This window comes from Pseudomonas sp. ok272, assembly GCF_900109995.1.
In the GTDB taxonomy this organism is placed as follows: domain Bacteria; phylum Pseudomonadota; class Gammaproteobacteria; order Pseudomonadales; family Pseudomonadaceae; genus Aquipseudomonas.
On sequence record NZ_FOCB01000006.1, the window covers coordinates 151262 to 169184 of the forward strand.

A 17923-nucleotide genomic window follows, 5' to 3' on the forward strand; every position below is an offset into this window, starting at 1 on the left:
TGATTAGGTTTCTGATCGGAGTCTGGCAATGCCGTTACTGGACGAATGCTTATGGGAAAAACTGACGCCGCAACGGCCTGACCGGGCGGCGCTCAGTGGCGAGGTCACGGCGGATGTCTGCGTGATCGGCGCCGGGTTTACCGGGTTGTCGGCGGCCGTGCATTTGCTGGAGCAGGGCAAGCGGGTGTGTGTGCTCGAAGCCCAGCGCTGCGGGCAAGGGGGCTCGGGACGCAATGTCGGGCTGGTGAATGCGGGCATGTGGATCCCCCCGGACGACATCGAAGCCGGGTTTGGCACGGCGGTTGGCAGCCAGCTCAACCGCATGCTCGGCGCCGCACCGGCCCTGGTGTTCAGCCTGGTCGACAAGTACGGCATCGACTGCCAGTTGCGTCGCGAAGGCACCTTGCACATGGCCCACAACGCCCGCGGTGAAGCGGATTTGCGCAGTCGCGAAGCACAATGGAAGCGCCGTGGCGCGCCGGTCGAACTGTTGACCGGGGCCGCCTGCGAGCAAGCCACCGGCACGCAAAAGATTGCTGCCGCGTTGCTTGATCGGCGTGCCGGCACGCTCAACCCGATGGCCTACACCACCGGGTTGGCCAATGCCGCAGTGAACCTGGGTGGCCGTTTGTTCGATCACAGCGCGGTTACCCGCCTGGAGCGCCAGGGCCAGCGTTGGTCGGTGCAAACGGCGGGTGGTTCGGTGCTGGCCGAGCAAGTAGTGATCGCTTCTAACGCTTATACCGAGGGCGATTGGACCGAATTGCGGCGTAACTTCTTCCCCGGTTACTACTACCAGGTGGCCTCCCGGCCGCTGACCGATGACGCGGCCCAACGCATTCTGCCGGGTGGGCAGGGTTCGTGGGACACCCGCCAGGTCTTGAGCAGCATCCGCCGCGACCAGGAGGGCCGCTTGTTGCTCGGCAGCCTGGGCAACGGCAATCAAAAACCGGCGTGGTTCCTCAAGGCGTGGGCCGACCGGGTGCAGCAGCATTACTTTCCGTACCTCAAGCCGGTGGAGTGGGAGTGTACGTGGACCGGCTGCATCGCCTTTACCCCGGACCACTTGATGCGCCTGTTCGAACCGGCCCCCGGCCTGGTCGCGGTCACCGGCTACAACGGCCGTGGCGTGACCACTGGCACGGTAGTCGGCAAGGCGTTTGCCGACTACCTGTGTCACGGCGACCCCCAGGCCTTGCCGATACCTTTCGCGCCCATGCAGCCGTTGGCCGGGGTGGGTGTACGCAGTTGCCTGTACGAGGTCGGTTTCTCCCTCTATCACGCGGGCCAATGCCTACGAATTGTCATTTGAACAGGGCTATTTGTGCCGACGGGCAGCAGTTTTCCAGGTTGCGACTAGCCTGTAGTGGTGCGGGTTGTAGCAGTTCCTGCACCAGCAGTGTGCAGTTCGGTGACGCGGGCTGTTACAGATGGGTTGCACGTCGTTTCTGCCAATGGTTGCAATGCTGGCACGCGCAGGTTGCGCCTTTAAAAAACAATGGTTTTACCTTTCGCGTTCCAGACGGTTGCACGCCCCATGGAAAAGGGCCCGAAACCGTCGACAAAACAATCAGGCAGCAACGTGTTCAAGAATAAAAAACCAATGGCACGGCCCTTGCTCTGAGCATTGAGTGACGTCGCAGTGCCAACTATAAAAAACTTGGAGCACCACCTCATGTCCCAGACGTTTTACAAGAAAGGCTTTCTGGCCCTCGCCGTGGCAACGGCGCTGGGTGTTTCTGCATTTGCTCAGGCTGACATCAAGATCGGCGTAGCGGGACCCATGACAGGTGCCAACGCGGCATTTGGCGAGCAGTACATGAAAGGTGCTCAGGCGGCAGCGGATGCCGTCAACGCAGCGGGTGGCGTCAATGGCGAGAAGATCGTGCTGGTCAAGGGCGATGACGCCTGCGAGCCGAAACAGGCCGTGACCGTTGCCAAGGACCTGGTCAACCAGAAGGTGGCGGGTGTGGTCGGGCACTTCTGTTCGTCCTCGACCATTCCAGCCTCGGAAATCTATGACGAGGCCGGGGTGATTGCGATCACGCCAGGCTCCACCAACCCCCAAGTCACCGAGCGCGGCCTGAGCGCCATGTTCCGCATGTGCGGGCGTGACGACCAACAAGGCATCGTGGCCGGCGACTACATCGTCGATGTGCTCAAGGGCAAGAAAGTCGCAGTCATCCACGACAAGGACACCTATGGCCAGGGCCTGGCGGACGCGACCAAGGCACAGTTGATCAAGCGCGGCGTGACCCCGGTGATCTACGAGGGCCTGACCCGTGGCGAAAAAGACTTCAGCGCCCTGGTGACCAAGATCCGTGCCGCCGGTGCCGACGTGGTCTACTTCGGTGGCCTGCACCCGGAAGCCGGTCCGCTGGTCAAGCAACTGCGCACCGAGGGCCTGAAGGACGTCAAGTTCATGTCTGACGATGGTGTCGTCACCGACGAACTGGTGACCACCGCTGGCGGCCCGCAATACGTTGACGGTGTGCTGATGACCTTCGGCGCCGACCCGCGCCTGTTGCCAGAGAGCAAGGCGGTGGTGGAGCAATTCCGCAAGGCCGGTACTGAGCCTGAAGGCTACACCCTGTACGCGTACGCCTCGGTCCAGGCCCTGGCCGACGCCTTCAATGGCGCCAAGTCCAACAAAGGCGAAGACGCCGCCAAGTGGCTCAAGGCTCACCCGGTGAAAACCGTCATGGGCGAGAAAGCCTGGGACAGCAAGGGCGACCTGAAAGTCTCCGACTATGTGGTTTACCAGTGGGACGCGAGCGGTAAATACCATCAGCTCGAAAAACAGAAGTGACATGAACCCCAGGTCTGGTGTGGGAGCGAGCCTGCTCGCGAAGAGGGCAACACCGTCAGCCGTAATGTTGGCTGGCGCGCCGAATTCGCGAGCAGGCTCGCTCCCACACTGGGATGTCGCTGTGATGGACACCGTGCTCGCTTGAGTGTCCAGCAACGACTGAGGTTGCCTTGTGTCTGTTTGTCTTCCAAGAGACGCACACGTTGATACCTGCACGCGTCTTTGATGGCTCGTGCGGTGCCCCAGGTGTGCGCGCTCTCACTGCGTGAGATTGCGTTATGGATGGTATTTTCCTGCAGCAACTGGTCAATGGCCTGACCCTCGGGTCGGTCTATGGCCTGATCGCCATCGGCTACACAATGGTCTATGGCATCATCGGCATGATCAACTTCGCCCACGGCGAGGTTTACATGATTTCCGCTTACCTGGCGGCAATCAGTCTGGCTCTGCTGGCTTACTTCGGTATTGAATCCTTCCCGCTGCTGATGCTCGGCACACTGGTCTTCACCGTCATCGTCACGGGGGTGTATGGCTGGGTCATCGAGCGTATCGCCTACAAACCGCTGCGCAACTCCACCCGGCTGGCACCGCTGATCAGCGCCATCGGTATCTCCCTGATCCTTCAGAACTACGCACAAATCGCCCAGGGCGCGAAGCAACAAGGGGTGCCTACCCTGCTGACCGGCGCCTGGCGCATCGACATCGGCACCGGCTTCGTGCAGCTGACCTACACCAAGATCTTCATCCTGGTGGCGGCCTTCGCCGGCATGGCGCTGCTGACCTACATCATCAAGTACACCAAGCTCGGCCGCATGTGCCGCGCGACCCAGCAAGACCGCAAGATGGCGTCGATCCTGGGGATCAACACCGACCGGGTGATTTCCTACGTGTTCGTCATTGGCGCGGCCATGGCGGCGTTGGCCGGCGTGCTGATCACCATGAACTACGGCACTTTCGACTTCTACGCCGGCTTCGTCATTGGTATCAAGGCCTTCACCGCCGCGGTACTGGGCGGCATCGGCTCGCTGCCCGGCGCGATGCTCGGCGGCATCATCCTGGGAATCTCCGAATCGCTGTTCTCCGGCCTAGTCAACTCGGACTACAAGGACGTGTTCAGCTTTTCGCTGCTGGTGCTCGTCCTGGTCTTTCGACCCCAAGGCCTGTTGGGCCGTCCTCTTGTGTCGAAGGTGTAAGCGATGTCCTCAACCACTCATAAAAGCATCGATATCAAAAAAAGCCTGGTTGACGCGATTCTTGCCGGCCTGATTGCCTTGATCGTCTTCGGTCCGATTGTCGGCATCGTCCTCGATGGCTACAGCTTCAACCTGGAACCCAAGCGCGTGGCCTGGATCATTGCGGTGGTCATGGCCGGGCGCTTTGCCCTGAGCCTGTTCCTGCAAACCAGCAAGGGCCGCCGGATCCTCGACGGCTTCGAGAACACCGGCTCCGGGGTGCATGTGTTGGCGCCGGACTACAAGTCGCGGCTGCGCTGGATCATCCCCATCGTGATCGTCATCGCGGTGGTCTTCCCGTTCTTCTCCAACTCCTACCTGCTGGGCGTGGTCATCCTCGGGTTGATCTACGTGTTGCTGGGGTTGGGACTGAACATTGTGGTTGGCCTGGCGGGCCTGCTGGACCTGGGCTATGTGGCGTTCTATGCCATCGGTGCCTATGGCCTGGCGCTGGGGTATCAATACCTCGGGCTGGGGTTCTGGACCGTCTTGCCGCTGGCGGCCATCGCGGCGGCACTGGCCGGGTGCATCCTGGGGTTCCCGGTGCTGCGCCTGCACGGCGACTACCTGGCGATCGTCACCCTGGGCTTTGGCGAGATCATCCGCCTGATCCTCAACAACTGGTTGTCATTGACCGGCGGCCCCAACGGCATGCCGGCGCCGCTGCCGACGTTCTTCGGCCTGGAGTTCGGCAAGCGGGCGAAGGAGGGCGGCGTGCCGTTCCATGAATTCTTCGGCACCGTCTATAACCCGGACGTGAAGTATTACTTCATCTACGCCGTGTTGTTCCTGGTGGTCTTGGCGGTGCTGTACATCAAGCATCGCCTGACCCGCATGCCGGTCGGCCGCGCCTGGGAAGCGCTGCGCGAAGATGAAATCGCCTGCCGTTCCATGGGCCTGAACCACGTGCTGGTGAAACTCTCGGCGTTTACCCTGGGCGCGTCGACGGCGGGTCTGGCGGGGGTGTTCTTCGCCACTTACCAGGGCTTCGTCAACCCGACGTCCTTCACCTTCTTCGAGTCGGCGCTGATCCTCGCGATTGTCGTGCTCGGGGGCATGGGCTCGACCATCGGCGTGGTCATCGCCGCGTTCGTCTTGACCGTCGCGCCTGAGCTGCTGCGCAGCTTCGCCGAGTACCGGGTGCTGTTGTTCGGCATCCTGATGGTGTTGATGATGATCTGGCGCCCGCGTGGTCTGATCCGGATCAGCCGCACTGGCGTGACCCCGCGCAAAGGAGTGGCGCCATGAGCGAAGTCGTTCTGTCTGTCGAGAAACTGATGATGCACTTCGGCGGCATCAAGGCCCTGAGCGACGTCAGCCTTCAGGTCCATCGCAATTCGATCTTTGCCCTGATCGGCCCCAACGGCGCCGGCAAGACCACGGTGTTCAACTGCCTGACCGGGTTCTACAAGGCCTCCGGTGGGCGGATCGAACTCAATGCCCGGGGCGAGAAGACCAACGTCATCCAGCTCCTGGGCGAGTCGTTCAGGCTCACGGACTTCGTCCGCCCGAAAAACTTCGCCAGTCGCCTGTACTACAAAATGTTCGGCGGCACCCACCTGGTGAACCGCGCCGGCCTGGCGCGCACGTTCCAGAACATCCGCCTGTTCAAGGAAATGTCGGTGCTGGAAAACCTGCTGGTGGCCCAGCACATGTGGGTCAACCGCAACATGTTGGCCGGCATCCTCAACACCAAGGGCTACCGCCAGGCCGAGAGCGACGCGCTGGACCATGCCTTCTATTGGCTGGAAGTGGTCGACCTGGTGGACTGCGCCAACCGCCTGGCCGGTGAGTTGTCCTACGGCCAGCAACGGCGCCTGGAAATCGCCCGCGCCATGTGCACCCGCCCGCAGATCATCTGCCTCGACGAACCGGCCGCCGGCCTCAACCCTCAAGAAACCGAAGCGCTGAGCGCGATGATCCGGCTGCTGCGCGACGAGCACGATCTGACCGTGGTGCTGATCGAACACGACATGGGCATGGTCATGAGCATTTCCGATCACATCGTGGTGCTGGACCACGGCATCGTGATCGCCGAGGGAGGTCCCGAGGCGATCCGCAACGATCCCAAGGTGATCGCCGCCTACCTGGGCGCCGATGAAGAGGAGGTGGTATGAGCCAGCGAATCCTCGAACTCAAGGAACTGGACGTGTTCTACGGGCCGATCCAGGCGCTGAAGAAAGTCTCGCTGCACATCGACGAAGGGGAGACCGTCAGCCTGATCGGCTCCAACGGCGCCGGCAAGTCGACGCTGCTGATGTCGATCTTCGGCCAGCCGCGGGCGGCCGATGGGCAGATCATCTACCAAGGCGTGGACATCACTCACAAATCGTCCCACTACATCGCCTCCCACGGCATCGCCCAGTCGCCGGAAGGGCGGCGGGTGTTCCCCGACATGACGGTCGAGGAAAACCTGCAGATGGGTACCATCCCCATTGGCGACAAGCATGTGGACGAAGACATGCAGCGCATGTTCGAGCTGTTTCCACGGCTCAAGGAGCGGCGCAACCAGCGGGCGATGACCATGTCCGGTGGCGAACAGCAAATGCTCGCCATTGCCCGCGCCCTGATGAGCCGGCCCAAGTTGCTGCTGCTGGACGAGCCGAGCCTGGGCCTGGCGCCGATCGTGGTGAAGCAGATCTTCGCCACCTTGCGTGAGTTGGCGGGGACCGGCATGACCATCTTCCTGGTGGAGCAGAACGCCAACCACGCGCTCAAGCTGTCCGACCGGGCCTATGTGATGGTCAACGGGCAGATCCGCCTCAGCGGCACCGGCAAGGAGTTGCTGGTGAACGAGGAGGTGCGCAACGCCTACCTGGGCGGGCATTGAGCCGTTGCTGAAACGGTCCACAACCCCGGCGCGCAATCGCCGGGGTTTTTTACGCCTCCACGATAGTGCCCAACCCTGTGGGAGCGAGCCTGCTCGCGAAGCGGGTACCTCATTCAACATCAATGTGACCGACCTGCCGTATTCGTGAGCAGGCTCGCTCCCACAGAGGTGCGGGGGAAATTGTGGACAACAAATTCCGCAAGCTGTTAAGGCGCGACATAAAGACGCTGCAAATGGCTGTTTTTCCACAGCTTTGACTTGTCCCCGTTTGCTGTGGAACTGGCTGTGGGTAACGTGGGTGCAACTCGCTGCAGGCCTTTATAGCCGGGGCTTACAAGCTGATGGTTGTTTTTTGATCAGGCGTTTTTGGTCGATGGAGTGGCCAGGATGTCAACCTCTTTATTCGGCCCAAGGTGCAACCCGAAACGACCCCGCCAGCCTGTGGATAAGTCTGTGGTTAAACTCTGGAAAGACTCGGCAAAGTACCGCCGTTAAAGGCTTCAAGCCATCACTTGGCGCACGTCTCCTGCCCGGTGAATGGGCGGGGCAACACGGCAGGCCCACGAGGGTCAAGTAAAAAACTTCTCAAGATGCTCGCAAAGCCTTGTGGGTAAAGGACTTTACGGTTTTGCACTTGCCCCCAAAGACTGTGGACCGGCCTGTGGATAACGTGCGCGCAGTTGGCTGCGAGCCACGGCGGATAGGGTCTGCGCTGGATTGTGCGTTTTTTGTACAGTTGTCGCGAGGTTGCCGCCGTGAGCGTGGCCGGGCATGCTGGCCGCTGATTTCTATTCCAATGGCTGGCCGTCAGCCATCGCTCAGGAGAACACGATGTCCAACACCCTGTTTATCACCGGCGCGACCTCCGGTTTTGGTGAAGCCTGTGCCCGTCGATTCGCCGAGGCCGGCTGGAAACTGGTGCTGACCGGTCGTCGTGAAGAACGCCTCAACGCGCTGTGTGCCGAGCTGTCGCAGCAGACCGAGGTCCATGGCCTGGTGCTCGACGTGCGTGACCGCAAGGCCATGGAGGCGGCGATTGCCACCCTGCCGCCGTCGTTCGCCACCCTGCGCGGGCTGATCAACAACGCCGGCCTGGCCCTGGGCGTGGACCCGGCGCCCACGTGCGACCTGGACGACTGGGAAACCATGGTCGACACCAACATCAAGGGCCTGATGTTCAGCACTCGTCTGTTGCTGCCACGCCTGATCGCCCATGGTCGCGGTGCCGGGATCATCAACCTGGGTTCTGTGGCGGGCAATTATCCGTACCCTGGCAGCCACGTGTATGGCGCGACCAAGGCGTTCGTCAAACAGTTCTCCCTGAGCCTGCGCTGCGACCTGCAAGGCACGGGTGTGCGGGTCAGTAATATCGAGCCAGGCTTGTGTGAGAGTGAGTTTTCGCTGGTGCGTTTCGCCGGGGATCAGGCCCGCTATGACGCGACCTATGCTGGCGCCGAGCCGATCCAGCCGCAGGACATCGCCGAGACGATTTTCTGGGTGCTCAATGCGCCGGCGCACATCAATATCAACCGTTTGGAGTTGATGCCGGTGAGTCAGACCTGGGGTGGGTTTGCGATTGATCGCAGTGGTGGCAAGGCGTAAGACCGGCTTGCCGGCGAAGGCGGCCTAGCTCTGGCGGTTGGGGGGCATATCCGTTGCTGCGGTCATGGCTGCTGGCGGTTCCGCCCTTACGGCGGGTCACTTTTTCAAACGCCAAAAAGTAACCAAAAGGCTTTGCCCCGAGCGTTCGGCCCCTCGCTAAGGCTCGGGGTTCCTTCGCTACGGTATCCATCCGGGGGCATCGCTCTCCGGTTTGCTTCGCTGCACCTCCCTGCGATGTGTTCGACTGCGTCGAACGGCGCTGCGCGCCAGTCCCCAGATGAATACCTCCGCTCAGCCTGCCGACGGGGCGGGTGGATCAAGATCAAGAGCTTCAGGCGAGCTAACGCTCGGCCTGTTGAGTGGTGAAGGGCGGAGTCGGGTGGCTGGGCGTTTGGTGGTGGTGGTGGTGGTGGTGGTGGTGGTGGTGGTGGTGGTGGTGGTGGTGGTGGTGGTGGTGGTGGTGAATTTGCTTTTGGTGGGCGCGGGCTTGTCGGATCGCCGCACCGTCGCGAAGACGGCCTGCCAGCCGACTTGTTTCTAGCAGATGTACCCTGATTCATTGTGGGGGCGAGACCGGCTGCCGGCGAAGACGGCCCGCCAGCCAACCTACCTCTTGCGGATGCACCCGATCCCTTGTGGGAGCGAGCCCGCTCGCGAAGGCATTCGTTCAGTTAACGAAGATACTCAGCCAGCCCGCGGTAGCAGGTCGCCAAGTGGTAGGGCGTGGTCGACGGCATGTCGCGTCGGCTGACGGTGCCGGTGGTGTCCAGGCATTCGTACCAGCCGTCGGGGTGCAGGAAGCGCTGTTGCAGGGCGTTCAGTTGGCGTTGCAGCGCCGCTTCGCTGTCGGGGCGTAAGGTCAGGGCGCGCAGGTATTCGGCCTGGGCCCAGATGCGTTGGGTGCCATCACGCAAGCGCCCGCCTTGTTCGAGGTCGAGCATGGCGGCGACGGCGCCGGTCTGTGGGTCGACGCCCAGTTGCTCGGTGAAGGCGAAGGCGCGGCTCAGCGAGGTGTGAAGGGCTGAGCCGCGCAGGGCGCTGGATGAGTCCAGCAGAAAGAACCACTCGAACTGGTGCCCGGGCTCGAACCAGTTATCCACAGCCCCCAGCGGTTTCTCCATCATCACCCCGTGCCTGGCGTCGATGAAGCGTTGCTGCATCGCTGTGCACAGGGCGGCCAGGGCGGTGGACACCTGAGCGTCATCACGTACGGACAGGGTGGCGAGGAACGCTTCGGCCAAGTGCATCAGCGGGTTTTGCAGCGGCCCGCAGTCGAGTGACGACCAGTCGCGATCCAGGCTGGCTTCGTACAGGCCGTCGCCGGTGGCAAAGCGTTGGGCGATGACGTGCAGGGCGGCGTTGAGCGCTGATTCGACCAGCGGTTCGCGCACCTTGGCCCAGTAGTGGGCGCAGGCGAACAGGATGAAGGCGTGGGTGTAGAGGTCTTTGCGCAGGTCCAGGGGCGCACCTTGGGCGTCGATGCTGTAGAACCAGCCGCCGTGCTCGGCATCGTGGAAGTGCTGCTGCAACGAGCGGAACAACGCGCCGGCGCGCTCCTGTGCGGTTGGAACTTCGCCGATCAGGCTGGCGAACAGGTACAACTGCCGGGCGCAGGCCATGGCGCGGTAGCGCTGTGGTGGCAATGGCTGGTGCTCGGCGTCCAGTGCCTCATAGGGCAGCGCCATGTCCGCGTTCCAGCCCGGGCCTTGCCAGAGCGGCACGATCACGTCCCGAAAATGCTGGTGGACTGAGGCAAAAACAGCGCTCAGTTCAGGCTGGGAGGCAGAGCGAGGAGCATGGGGCATGGGCTGGCGTCGTCACGGCAGGAGTATGGGCGCGATATGGTAGCAGGCCTGGGTGATGTGGTGTCTGTTGGGCGGTCTTGGCGAGCAGGTTCGCTCCCACAGGTGTTCAACGCAAATCCCTGGTGGGAGCGAGCCTGCTCGCGAATGAGGCCCGCCCAGGCCACAAACAACTCAGCCTGCCAACAACCAGACCCCGGTCGCCGCCGAAGCCGCTCCCGCGACCCGCACCAATGGCGCCGCCGCGCGCGGCAACGTGCGGACCACCGCGTAGCCGGCGGCATGCAGCAGCGCCGTGGCGGCGATGAAGCCCGTCGCGTAGGTCCACGGGCTGGACATGTCCGGCAACTCCAGGCCATGGGCGACGCCATGGCACAGGGCGAATAACGCCGTGGCGGCCATTGCCAGGCCGAGCGGCGGGCGCACTGCCAGGGCCACGGCCAGCCCGAGGGCCAGCACCGAGGCGGCGATTGCGCCTTCCAGGGCAGGCAAGTTCAATCCTTCAAAACCCAGCAGGCCACCCATCAGCATGCTGGCGACAAAGGTGCAGGGCAGGGCCCAGCGCGCCGCGCCTTGTTGTTGCGCGGCCCACAGGCCCACGGCGAGCATCGCCAGCAAGTGGTCCAGGCCGCCGAGCGGGTGGCTGATGCCGGCCAGCAGGCCGTTGTCGCCGTGGCCGGGGTGGGCGAAGGCCAGCGCGGGGCTGAGGAGCAGGGCGGCGGCGACCAAGAGGTGTTTGCGTGACATGGATGGGGTTTCCTTGTGGATAAGTTGATCAGGCGGCGGTCAGCAAGCCCTGGCGCTCGATGAAGGCAATGATGGCGTCGAGGCCCTGGCCGGTTTTCTGGTTGCTGAACACAAACGGCTTGCCGTTGCGCATGCGCTGGGTGTCGCTGTCCATCAACGTCAGCGACGCGCCCACCAGCGGCGCCAGGTCGATCTTGTTGATCACCAGCAAATCTGACTTGCAGATCCCCGGCCCGCCCTTGCGCGGCAGCTTGTCGCCGGCCGAGACGTCGATCACGTAGATCGTCAGGTCCGACAGTTCCGGGCTGAAGGTGGCCGACAGGTTGTCGCCCCCGGACTCCACCAGGATCAGGTCCAGGCCGGGGAAGCGCCGGTTCAGTTGGTCCACCGCTTCGAGGTTGATCGAGGCGTCTTCGCGAATCGCCGTGTGGGGGCAGCCACCGGTCTCGACACCGATGATCCGTTCCGGCGCCAGGGCCTGGTGACGCACCAGGAAGTCGGCGTCTTCGCGGGTGTAGATGTCGTTGGTGACCACGGCCAGGTTGTAGCGCTCGCGCAGGGCCAGGCACAGGGCCAGGGTCAGGGCGGTCTTGCCGGAGCCGACGGGGCCGCCGATGCCGACACGCAGGGGTTGGGTGTTCATGTGATTCTCCAAAGTAACAGGCCCTAGGAACGGAACAGGCGGCTGTATTGGCGCTCATGGGCCATGCTCGCCAGGGACAGGCCAAACGCAGCGCTGCCGTAAGAGTGGGGGTCGATCCGGGTAGCGTCGTGCTGGGCCTGTTGCAGCAGCGGCAGCAATTCGCTGGTCAGGCGTTGCGCGGCTTGCTGGCCCAGGGGCAAGGTTTTCATCAGCACCGCCAGTTGGTTTTCCAGCCAGCTCCACAGCCAGGCGGCCAGGGCATCGTCGGGATTGATCCCCCAGGCGCGCGCGGCCAGGGCCCAGCCGAGGGCCAGGTGCGGTTCGCGGTGTTGATCGAGAAAGGCCCGGGCGGGGGGATCCAGTTCCGGCAGGCCGTTGAGCAGTTGCTGCAGGGAATAGCCCATCTGCCGGCTTTCCTGATGCAACTCACGGGTTTCCCGGCTGGCGCGGTGTTCCTCGCTGCAGCGCTGCAACCGGGGCCAGTCCAGATGGGCGGCGGCGGTGCAATGGGCCAGCAGGAGCGGGGCTTCGAAGCGCGCCAGATTGAGCAGCAACTGGTCGCCGATCCAGCGCCGGGCCGACCGCGGGTCGTGCACCCGACCGTTGTCCACGGCCATTTCCAGGCCCTGGGAATAGCTGTAGCCACCAATCGGCAGTTGCGGACTGGCCAGGCGCAACAGCGCCCAGGCCGGGTTCATGGGCGCACGCCGAACTGGTGCAGCTTGGGGGCGTAGTTGAAGGCTTCTTCACCATGGCGCGAATGATGATGACCACCGCCATAGGCGCCGTGTTCCGGCTGGAACGGCGCTTCGAGGCTCTGCGCCTGGGCACCGAGTTGTTCGAGCATGGCCTTGAGCACGTAGTCATCCAGCAGGCGTAGCCAGCCGTCACCGACTTGCAGGGCAACGTGACGGTTACCCAGGTGATAGGCGGCGCGGGTCAGTTCAAAGGGATTGGCACAGGTGACGTGCAGCAACTGTTCGGGGCGGGCGCAGACGCGCACGGTGCGGCCGTCCTCTGCCTGCAGGCATTCGTCGTCATGCAGCGGCGGCTGGCCGCGCTCCAAAAACAACCCGACGTCTTCCCCCTCGGCACTGAAACAGCGCAGGCGGCTTTTGCTGCGGGCGTCGAAGTTCAGGTGCAACTCGGCGGCCCAGACGGGTTGAGGCGCGATTCGGCGATGAATCACCAGCATGGCAAGGCTTCCTGCAAATGACGATGCAGGGGCTAGAGCAAGGGGCTTGCCAATTGGGGGGCGTGTAGGAAAAAGCCGTCAGTACGTGGCCTGACTCTCAACATGAGGTGGGCGCTTGGATGAAGATGGTGCGGCAGCGTTCTAGGGCGCACCAAATTGAAGCTGTGAAAAGTACCTCGTGGGAGCGAGCCTGCTCGCGAAAGCGGGCTGTCTGCCGGCTCCGCTGTAACGGATACACCGCCATCGCGAGCAGGCTCGCTCCCACAGGGCATGATGTCTAAATGACAATTACTCGGTACTGCCCAACCCCTGCCAATGCTTCAGGCCAATAAAGATGAAGCGCAGTTGCTGGGTGATTTTCGCCTGTGGGGTCAGGTGCTCGGGCAGGGCGTCGACGGGTGGGTCGATGATGTCGGGCAGGGTGGCGAACACACTCTTGACCACCAGGTCGGCCATCACCGACAGGCCGGCGAAGTCCAGGTGCTGGAGCTTGGGCATCCGCGACAGGTCGGCGGCGAGGTCCGAGCTGATGTCCTCGCGCAGCTTGCCAATGGCCTGGCGCACCGGCAGCGAACCGCCGTATTGCTCGCGCGCGAGGAACAGGAACTGCGAACGGTTGGCGGTCACGACATCGAGGAAGATGCGCACCGAGGCGTCGATGATCCCGCCCATGACAAATTCGTTGTGGCGCACCAGGCGCAGGGTGGCGCGGAAGGTCTGGTCGACTTCACTGACCAGTTCCAGGCCCAACTGATCCATGTCGGTAAAGTGCCGGTAGAAACCGGTGGGGACGATCCCGGCGGTCTTCGCCACTTCACGCAGGCTCAGGCTGCCGAATCCTCGGCCGCACTCCATCAGATGGCGGGCTGCGTCCATCAAGGCGAGGCGGGTCTGTTGTTTCTGTTCGGCGCGGGGCAGCATCAGGCGGCGGACTTCTAATCAGGGACAGCGGCGCACTCTAGCAAATCGTCTTTGCTGGCGTCGAACTTCAATCAGGGGGTCAGGCGAGGGATTGCGCGGGATTCCACAACGTCAAAGCCCGATCCTGAGGATCGGGCTTTTTCCAAGGCCGCCATGGACTCAGCTCACAGCGTTGTTGCGTTCGATCACGCGGTCGCTACCACCTTCGGCAACGGTTTGACCTTGTGGGGTGCGGCTGTAGCCATCTTCAACCAGGCCTTTCTCTTCCAGGCGATCACGGCCACCTTCGGCAACAGTCTGGCCTTGTGGGGTACGGTCGTAGCCATCAGCCGCGAGGGTCGCGGAGCCGGTGCGGTCGTAGCCATCAGCGGCGAGGGTCGCGGAACCGGTGCGGTCGTAGCCGTCAGCGGCGAGGGTCGCGGAACCGGTGCGGTCGTAGCCGTCAGCGGCGAGGGTCGCGGAACCGGTACGGTCGTAGCCATCAGCGGCGAGGGTCTGGCTGAACACGGCGTGTTCGGCTTTGACTTGTGGGGTGGTTTGCTCGGCGGCGGGCAAGGCATAGGCGTTGGCGGCCAGAATCGAGAGGGTCAAGCTCAGCAGTAATTGGCGTTTCATGGCGGTTGCTCCTTGGGGGGGCGATAAAGTGGGTACGGAGGCAATGCTACTCTCGATAAATTGATATAAAAGTTCATAAAGACAATGGTAATAATCAACAGAATTGATTGTTCAGCGCGAAGGCTCTAGAACGGGTGTTTCCGGAAGGGGATTTTGCACTGATGTGGGTATTTTCGACCCACCACTGCGTGAAAAACGTGCGGGGTCGGTAACGCAAAGCTGGCGAATCGGTCAGGAAATTCGACTTTTTGTGTCTGAATCGGCGTTTTTTTAAACCTTGCGGGCCATTCGCCAGTCGTAGTGTTCATAGCGGGCCGATTTATGGCCTACCGTTTATGACGGGCGTCTCCGTTGGCGCACCGACAGGTCCCAAGGAGCTTTATGCAATGACGCGCCCTCGTAGAATCCTCGCCTGGACCTTCGCTTGCCTGGCGCTGTTGCTGGCCGTGCTGGTGCTGATCATCGCGTTCTTCGACTGGAACCGGATCAAGCTGGCGCTCAATACCAAAGTCTCCGAAGAACTGCATCGACCTTTCGCCATCAATGGCAACCTCGCGGTGGTCTGGCAGCGCGAGCTGGACGAGGGCGGCTGGCGCGCCTGGGTGCCGTGGCCGCACGTGGTGGCCGAGGACCTGAGCCTGGGCAACCCGCCGTGGTCCAAGCAGCCGCAGATGGTCAGCCTCAAACGGGTGGAGTTGCGTGTCTCGCCCCTGGCCCTGCTGGCCCAGCGCGTGGTCATCCCACGTATTGACCTCACCGAACCCAATGCCCAGTTGCAACGCCTGGTCGACGGCCGCGCCAACTGGACATTTACCTTCGATCCCAAGGACCCGAACGCTGCGCCCTCCAGCTGGGTGGTGGAGATCGGCGCCATCGGTTTCGACAAGGGGCATGTGACCCTTGACGACCAGTCCCTGAAAACCCAACTCGACGTGCTGATCGATCCCCTGGGTAAGCCGGTGCCGTTCGCGGACATCGTGGGGGACAAGGCGGCCAAGAAAACCCTGGAGAAGGGCAGTGCGCCACAGGACTACGCCTTTGCGCTCAAGGTCAAAGGCCAGTACCACGGCCAGAAGCTCAGCGGTGAGGGCAAGATGGGCGGACTGCTGGCGTTGCAGGACGCCGCCAAACCGTTTCCCTTGCAGGCCCAGGTCAAGATCGCCGACAGCCGCGTCGAACTGGCCGGCACCCTGACCGATCCCCTGGCCCTCGGTGCCCTGGACCTGCGCCTGAAACTGGCCGGCAGCAGCCTGGGCAACCTCTATCCCTTGACCGGCGTCACCCTGCCGGATTCGCCACCCTATGCCACCGACGGTCACTTGATCGCCAACCTACACGCGGTTGGCGGTGCGACGTTCCGTTACGACGATTTCAACGGCACCATCGGCGGCAGTGATATCCACGGCAACCTGGCCTACACCGCCAGCCAGCCACGGCCCAAGCTCGGTGGGGCGCTGGTCGCTAATCAACTGCTGTTCGCCGACCTTGCGCCGCTGATCGGCGCCGACTCCAATGCCAAGCAGCAGGCCCGGGGCGGGATGGGCAAGCAGCCGGCGGACAAGGTACTGCCCGTGGAGGCGTTCCGTACCGAGCGCTGGCGCGACATGGACGCCGATGTCGAGTTCACCGGCAAGCGCATCGTTCACAGTGAAAAACTGCCGTTCACCGACCTCTACACCCACCTAGTCCTGACCGATGGCCAACTGAGCCTGACACCCCTGCGTTTTGGCGTGGCGGGCGGCAAGCTGGATGCGCAGATCCGCCTCGACGGCCGCACGGTGCCGTTGCAAGGGCAGGCCAAGCTGACGGCCCGAGGCTTCAAGCTCAAGCAGTTGCTCCCCGGTTTCGAACCGATGAAAACCAGCTTCGGTGAACTCAACGGCGACGCCGACATCGCCGGCACGGGCAACTCGGTGGCAGCGTTGCTGGGCAGTGCCAACGGCAACCTCAAGATGCTGATCAACGACGGTGCAATCAGCCGTGAACTGATGGAACTGGCCGGGCTCAACGTCGGCAACTACCTAGTGGGCAAGATCTTTGGCGACAAGGACGTGAAGATTAACTGCGCAGCCGCGGACTTCAGGATCAAGACCGGCCTGGCCACCTCGCAGCTGTTTGTGTTCGACACCGAGAACGCCATCGTCTACATCGACGGCACGGCCAACCTGGCCACCGAACAGCTGGACCTGACCATCACCCCCGAGTCCAAGGGCTGGCGCCTGATTTCACTGCGCTCGCCGCTGTATGTGCGCGGGCCGTTCATCAAGCCGGATGCGGGGGTCAAGGGCGTGCCGCTGATGCTGCGGGGCGCCGGCATGGTCGCCCTGGGGGTGATCGCCGGTCCGGCGGCGGGCCTGCTGGCGTTGGTGGCGCCCAGCGGCGGCGAGCCTAACCAGTGTGCACCGCTGCTGGAGCAGATGAAGGCGGGTAAAGCGCCGAAGACGGTAAGCGGGTGAGATGAACTTTTTGAGCGGCCGGCTTAAGGTTTTTATTCTTGGGTAATAGTTTGTTAGGGGTGCGTTGTTCGCTCTCTCATTATGGGGCGTGCGAGTAAGTGTCGCTGAAAGTTGTAGGTAGTTGTTATTTGTTAGTTTGGAGTTGTTCAGGTAGATGGCGTTCTTTGGTAATGGTATGTCATATATGTCGGGTGGAACATGTAGGGGGGAGTGGCTAAATTAACAGTGCCAGCCAAGAGGCTGGAATTGAAAGTCAATAGCCACTTAATTAAGAGAATTCATATGGAAATTTTAATGCCTACTGCCGACGAAAGTCGGGCCTTTTTTGACACGCTCGTGCTCGCACCCAAAAAGCCGCAAATTAGCAGATTTAGTTCCACTCAGGAGGACAAGGTTGACGACCCGGATCTGCTGTTGGGAAAAGATGCCCCGGTGGGCGTGGCGTTTGCAGATAATCTTTCCGATGAAAACTCACAGGCGGCGATGGACAGTGTGGCCTTCGCTGAACTTTACGCTGAGGGTAACGCCGACCTAAAGAATGACCCTATCGGTTGGCATAACAAATACGCTCTCGCCATGAGGAATTGTGGCTGGTACATGCCAAGTTATAAGTATATGGAACATGTGGAAAGAAGAACCAATATAACGATGGACGTCGTTGTGATGGACGTCATCAAGGCTGTCGCGGGAAGGAACGCACCCGCGATGCTGAGTTTGTTGGGCAGTGCTTTTGATACAATGAAGTCCGATGGTGAGCTGGTTACTTTGTTTGATAATAATAGTAAGAACGGTAAGTCGGCTGACTTCAGGATTTTACCCTGCTTGCAGTCTGCCAAGGGCACTGCGATCACCTCTTTGCTGGCGATGGATTGCGAGCTGAGTACGCAGCAGGGGGGTGCCTGGTTTTGGAAGTGGAACGTAAGTTCGATCAAAATGAAAAAAGCCGCCGCCATGGTAGAACTCAATATGCGCCTACATGAGCGTAATCGAGAGTTTATACATGAGGCACTTGATATGGACAGCGAGGCGTTTTTCAAGGGCGCCAAACTTCCAAAAAAAGCTTGATTGATT

The 17923-nt window shown here is 62.0% G+C and carries 17 protein-coding genes; 10 read left to right on the forward strand and 7 right to left on the reverse strand.

From position 1 onward, the window contains the following. The first annotated feature begins 28 nt into the window (after nt 1-28). The 8 genes from BMW74_RS11465 to BMW74_RS25205 all read left to right on the forward strand — a co-directional run bounded on the left by BMW74_RS11465 (nt 29) and on the right by BMW74_RS25205 (nt 9014). Entirely contained in the window at nt 29-1312 is a 1284-nt protein-coding gene (locus tag BMW74_RS11465; RefSeq protein WP_093418998.1) for an L-pipecolate oxidase, read from the forward strand. 363 nt (nt 1313-1675) lie between these two features. Continuing rightward, on the forward strand, nt 1676-2809 hold the full coding sequence (locus BMW74_RS11475; protein ID WP_093419005.1) for an ABC transporter substrate-binding protein: 1134 nt from the start codon (nt 1676-1678) through the stop codon (nt 2807-2809). 278 nt (nt 2810-3087) lie between these two features. Then, nucleotides 3088-4002: an ABC transporter permease subunit gene (locus BMW74_RS11480; RefSeq protein WP_093419008.1), complete on the forward strand. Its 915-nt coding sequence runs from the start codon at nt 3088-3090 to the stop codon at nt 4000-4002. A 3-nt stretch (nt 4003-4005) separates the two neighbouring features. Continuing rightward, nucleotides 4006-5289, forward strand: coding sequence for a high-affinity branched-chain amino acid ABC transporter permease LivM (gene livM, locus BMW74_RS11485; RefSeq protein ID WP_093419011.1), 1284 nt, complete (start codon nt 4006-4008; stop codon nt 5287-5289). Continuing rightward, nucleotides 5286-6158 (forward strand): ABC transporter ATP-binding protein, encoded by an 873-nt coding sequence (locus BMW74_RS11490; protein WP_093419015.1) that lies wholly within the window; start codon nt 5286-5288, stop codon nt 6156-6158. Before livM ends, BMW74_RS11490 begins: the two co-directional genes overlap by 4 nt. Continuing rightward, nucleotides 6155-6871, forward strand: a complete 717-nt coding sequence (locus tag BMW74_RS11495; RefSeq protein WP_093419018.1) for an ABC transporter ATP-binding protein — start codon at nt 6155-6157, stop codon at nt 6869-6871. The genes BMW74_RS11490 and BMW74_RS11495 overlap by 4 nt, the downstream gene beginning before the upstream one ends. Nucleotides 6872-7702: 831 nt before the next feature. Further along, entirely contained in the window at nt 7703-8473 is a 771-nt protein-coding gene (locus BMW74_RS11500) for an SDR family oxidoreductase (RefSeq protein ID WP_093419022.1), read from the forward strand. A gap of 379 nt (nt 8474-8852) precedes the next feature. Further along, complete coding sequence (locus BMW74_RS25205) at nt 8853-9014, forward strand: hypothetical protein (RefSeq protein ID WP_175479198.1); 162 nt, start codon at nt 8853-8855, stop codon at nt 9012-9014. 130 nt (nt 9015-9144) lie between these two features. Here BMW74_RS25205 and BMW74_RS11510 read toward each other — a convergent pair whose 3' ends face one another. From BMW74_RS11510 to BMW74_RS11540, 7 genes are all read right to left on the reverse strand, one after another. After that, the gene (locus BMW74_RS11510) at nt 9145-10278 is read right to left on the reverse strand and encodes an AGE family epimerase/isomerase (RefSeq protein WP_093419027.1); all 1134 of its coding nucleotides are present in this window, start codon (nt 10276-10278) and stop codon (nt 9145-9147) included. A 171-nt stretch (nt 10279-10449) separates the two neighbouring features. Further along, entirely contained in the window at nt 10450-11022 is a 573-nt protein-coding gene (locus BMW74_RS11515) for a HupE/UreJ family protein (protein ID WP_093419032.1), read from the reverse strand. Between the two features lie 28 nt (nt 11023-11050). Further along, nucleotides 11051-11665: an urease accessory protein UreG gene (ureG, locus tag BMW74_RS11520; protein WP_093419034.1), complete on the reverse strand. Its 615-nt coding sequence runs from the start codon at nt 11663-11665 to the stop codon at nt 11051-11053. Nucleotides 11666-11688: 23 nt separating this feature from the next. Next, on the reverse strand, nt 11689-12363 hold the full coding sequence (locus BMW74_RS11525; RefSeq protein ID WP_093419036.1) for an urease accessory protein UreF: 675 nt from the start codon (nt 12361-12363) through the stop codon (nt 11689-11691). Continuing rightward, on the reverse strand, nt 12360-12860 hold the full coding sequence (gene ureE, locus BMW74_RS11530; RefSeq protein WP_093419038.1) for an urease accessory protein UreE: 501 nt from the start codon (nt 12858-12860) through the stop codon (nt 12360-12362). Before ureE ends, BMW74_RS11525 begins: the two co-directional genes overlap by 4 nt. A gap of 288 nt (nt 12861-13148) precedes the next feature. Next, the gene (locus tag BMW74_RS11535) at nt 13149-13781 is read right to left on the reverse strand and encodes a TetR family transcriptional regulator (protein ID WP_093419040.1); all 633 of its coding nucleotides are present in this window, start codon (nt 13779-13781) and stop codon (nt 13149-13151) included. A gap of 159 nt (nt 13782-13940) precedes the next feature. Continuing rightward, the gene (locus BMW74_RS11540; RefSeq protein WP_093419042.1) at nt 13941-14396 is read right to left on the reverse strand and encodes a hypothetical protein; all 456 of its coding nucleotides are present in this window, start codon (nt 14394-14396) and stop codon (nt 13941-13943) included. A gap of 386 nt (nt 14397-14782) precedes the next feature. Between BMW74_RS11540 and BMW74_RS11545 the strand changes: the two genes are divergently transcribed. Continuing rightward, the gene (locus BMW74_RS11545; RefSeq protein WP_093419044.1) at nt 14783-16852 is read left to right on the forward strand and encodes an AsmA family protein; all 2070 of its coding nucleotides are present in this window, start codon (nt 14783-14785) and stop codon (nt 16850-16852) included. A 246-nt stretch (nt 16853-17098) separates the two neighbouring features. Beyond that, a complete protein-coding gene (locus tag BMW74_RS11550) occupies nt 17099-17917 on the forward strand; it encodes a hypothetical protein (RefSeq protein ID WP_139208402.1) in 819 nt (272 codons plus the stop codon). Nucleotides 17918-17923: the final 6 nt, after the last annotated feature.

Excerpts from the sequence above, each read along its gene's own strand:
- BMW74_RS11480 (WP_093419008.1), top strand. The coding sequence starts at position 3,088 with ATGGATGGTATTTTCCTGCAGCAACTGGTCAATGGCCTGACCCTCGGG.
- BMW74_RS11490 (WP_093419015.1), top strand. The coding sequence starts at position 5,286 with ATGAGCGAAGTCGTTCTGTCTGTCGAGAAACTGATGATGCACTTCGGC.
- BMW74_RS11495 (WP_093419018.1), top strand. The coding sequence starts at position 6,155 with ATGAGCCAGCGAATCCTCGAACTCAAGGAACTGGACGTGTTCTACGGG.
- BMW74_RS11540 (WP_093419042.1), bottom strand. The coding sequence starts at position 14,396 with ATGAAACGCCAATTACTGCTGAGCTTGACCCTCTCGATTCTGGCCGCC.
- ureG (WP_093419034.1), bottom strand. The coding sequence starts at position 11,665 with ATGAACACCCAACCCCTGCGTGTCGGCATCGGCGGCCCCGTCGGCTCC.
- BMW74_RS11475 (WP_093419005.1), top strand. The coding sequence starts at position 1,676 with ATGTCCCAGACGTTTTACAAGAAAGGCTTTCTGGCCCTCGCCGTGGCA.
- BMW74_RS11510 (WP_093419027.1), bottom strand. The coding sequence starts at position 10,278 with ATGCCCCATGCTCCTCGCTCTGCCTCCCAGCCTGAACTGAGCGCTGTT.
- BMW74_RS11500 (WP_093419022.1), top strand. The coding sequence starts at position 7,703 with ATGTCCAACACCCTGTTTATCACCGGCGCGACCTCCGGTTTTGGTGAA.
- BMW74_RS11545 (WP_093419044.1), top strand. The coding sequence starts at position 14,783 with ATGACGCGCCCTCGTAGAATCCTCGCCTGGACCTTCGCTTGCCTGGCG.
- ureE (WP_093419038.1), bottom strand. The coding sequence starts at position 12,860 with ATGCTGGTGATTCATCGCCGAATCGCGCCTCAACCCGTCTGGGCCGCC.
- BMW74_RS11465 (WP_093418998.1), top strand. The coding sequence starts at position 29 with ATGCCGTTACTGGACGAATGCTTATGGGAAAAACTGACGCCGCAACGG.
- BMW74_RS11525 (WP_093419036.1), bottom strand. The coding sequence starts at position 12,363 with ATGAACCCGGCCTGGGCGCTGTTGCGCCTGGCCAGTCCGCAACTGCCG.
- livM (WP_093419011.1), top strand. The coding sequence starts at position 4,006 with ATGTCCTCAACCACTCATAAAAGCATCGATATCAAAAAAAGCCTGGTT.
- BMW74_RS11515 (WP_093419032.1), bottom strand. The coding sequence starts at position 11,022 with ATGTCACGCAAACACCTCTTGGTCGCCGCCGCCCTGCTCCTCAGCCCC.
- BMW74_RS11535 (WP_093419040.1), bottom strand. The coding sequence starts at position 13,781 with ATGCTGCCCCGCGCCGAACAGAAACAACAGACCCGCCTCGCCTTGATG.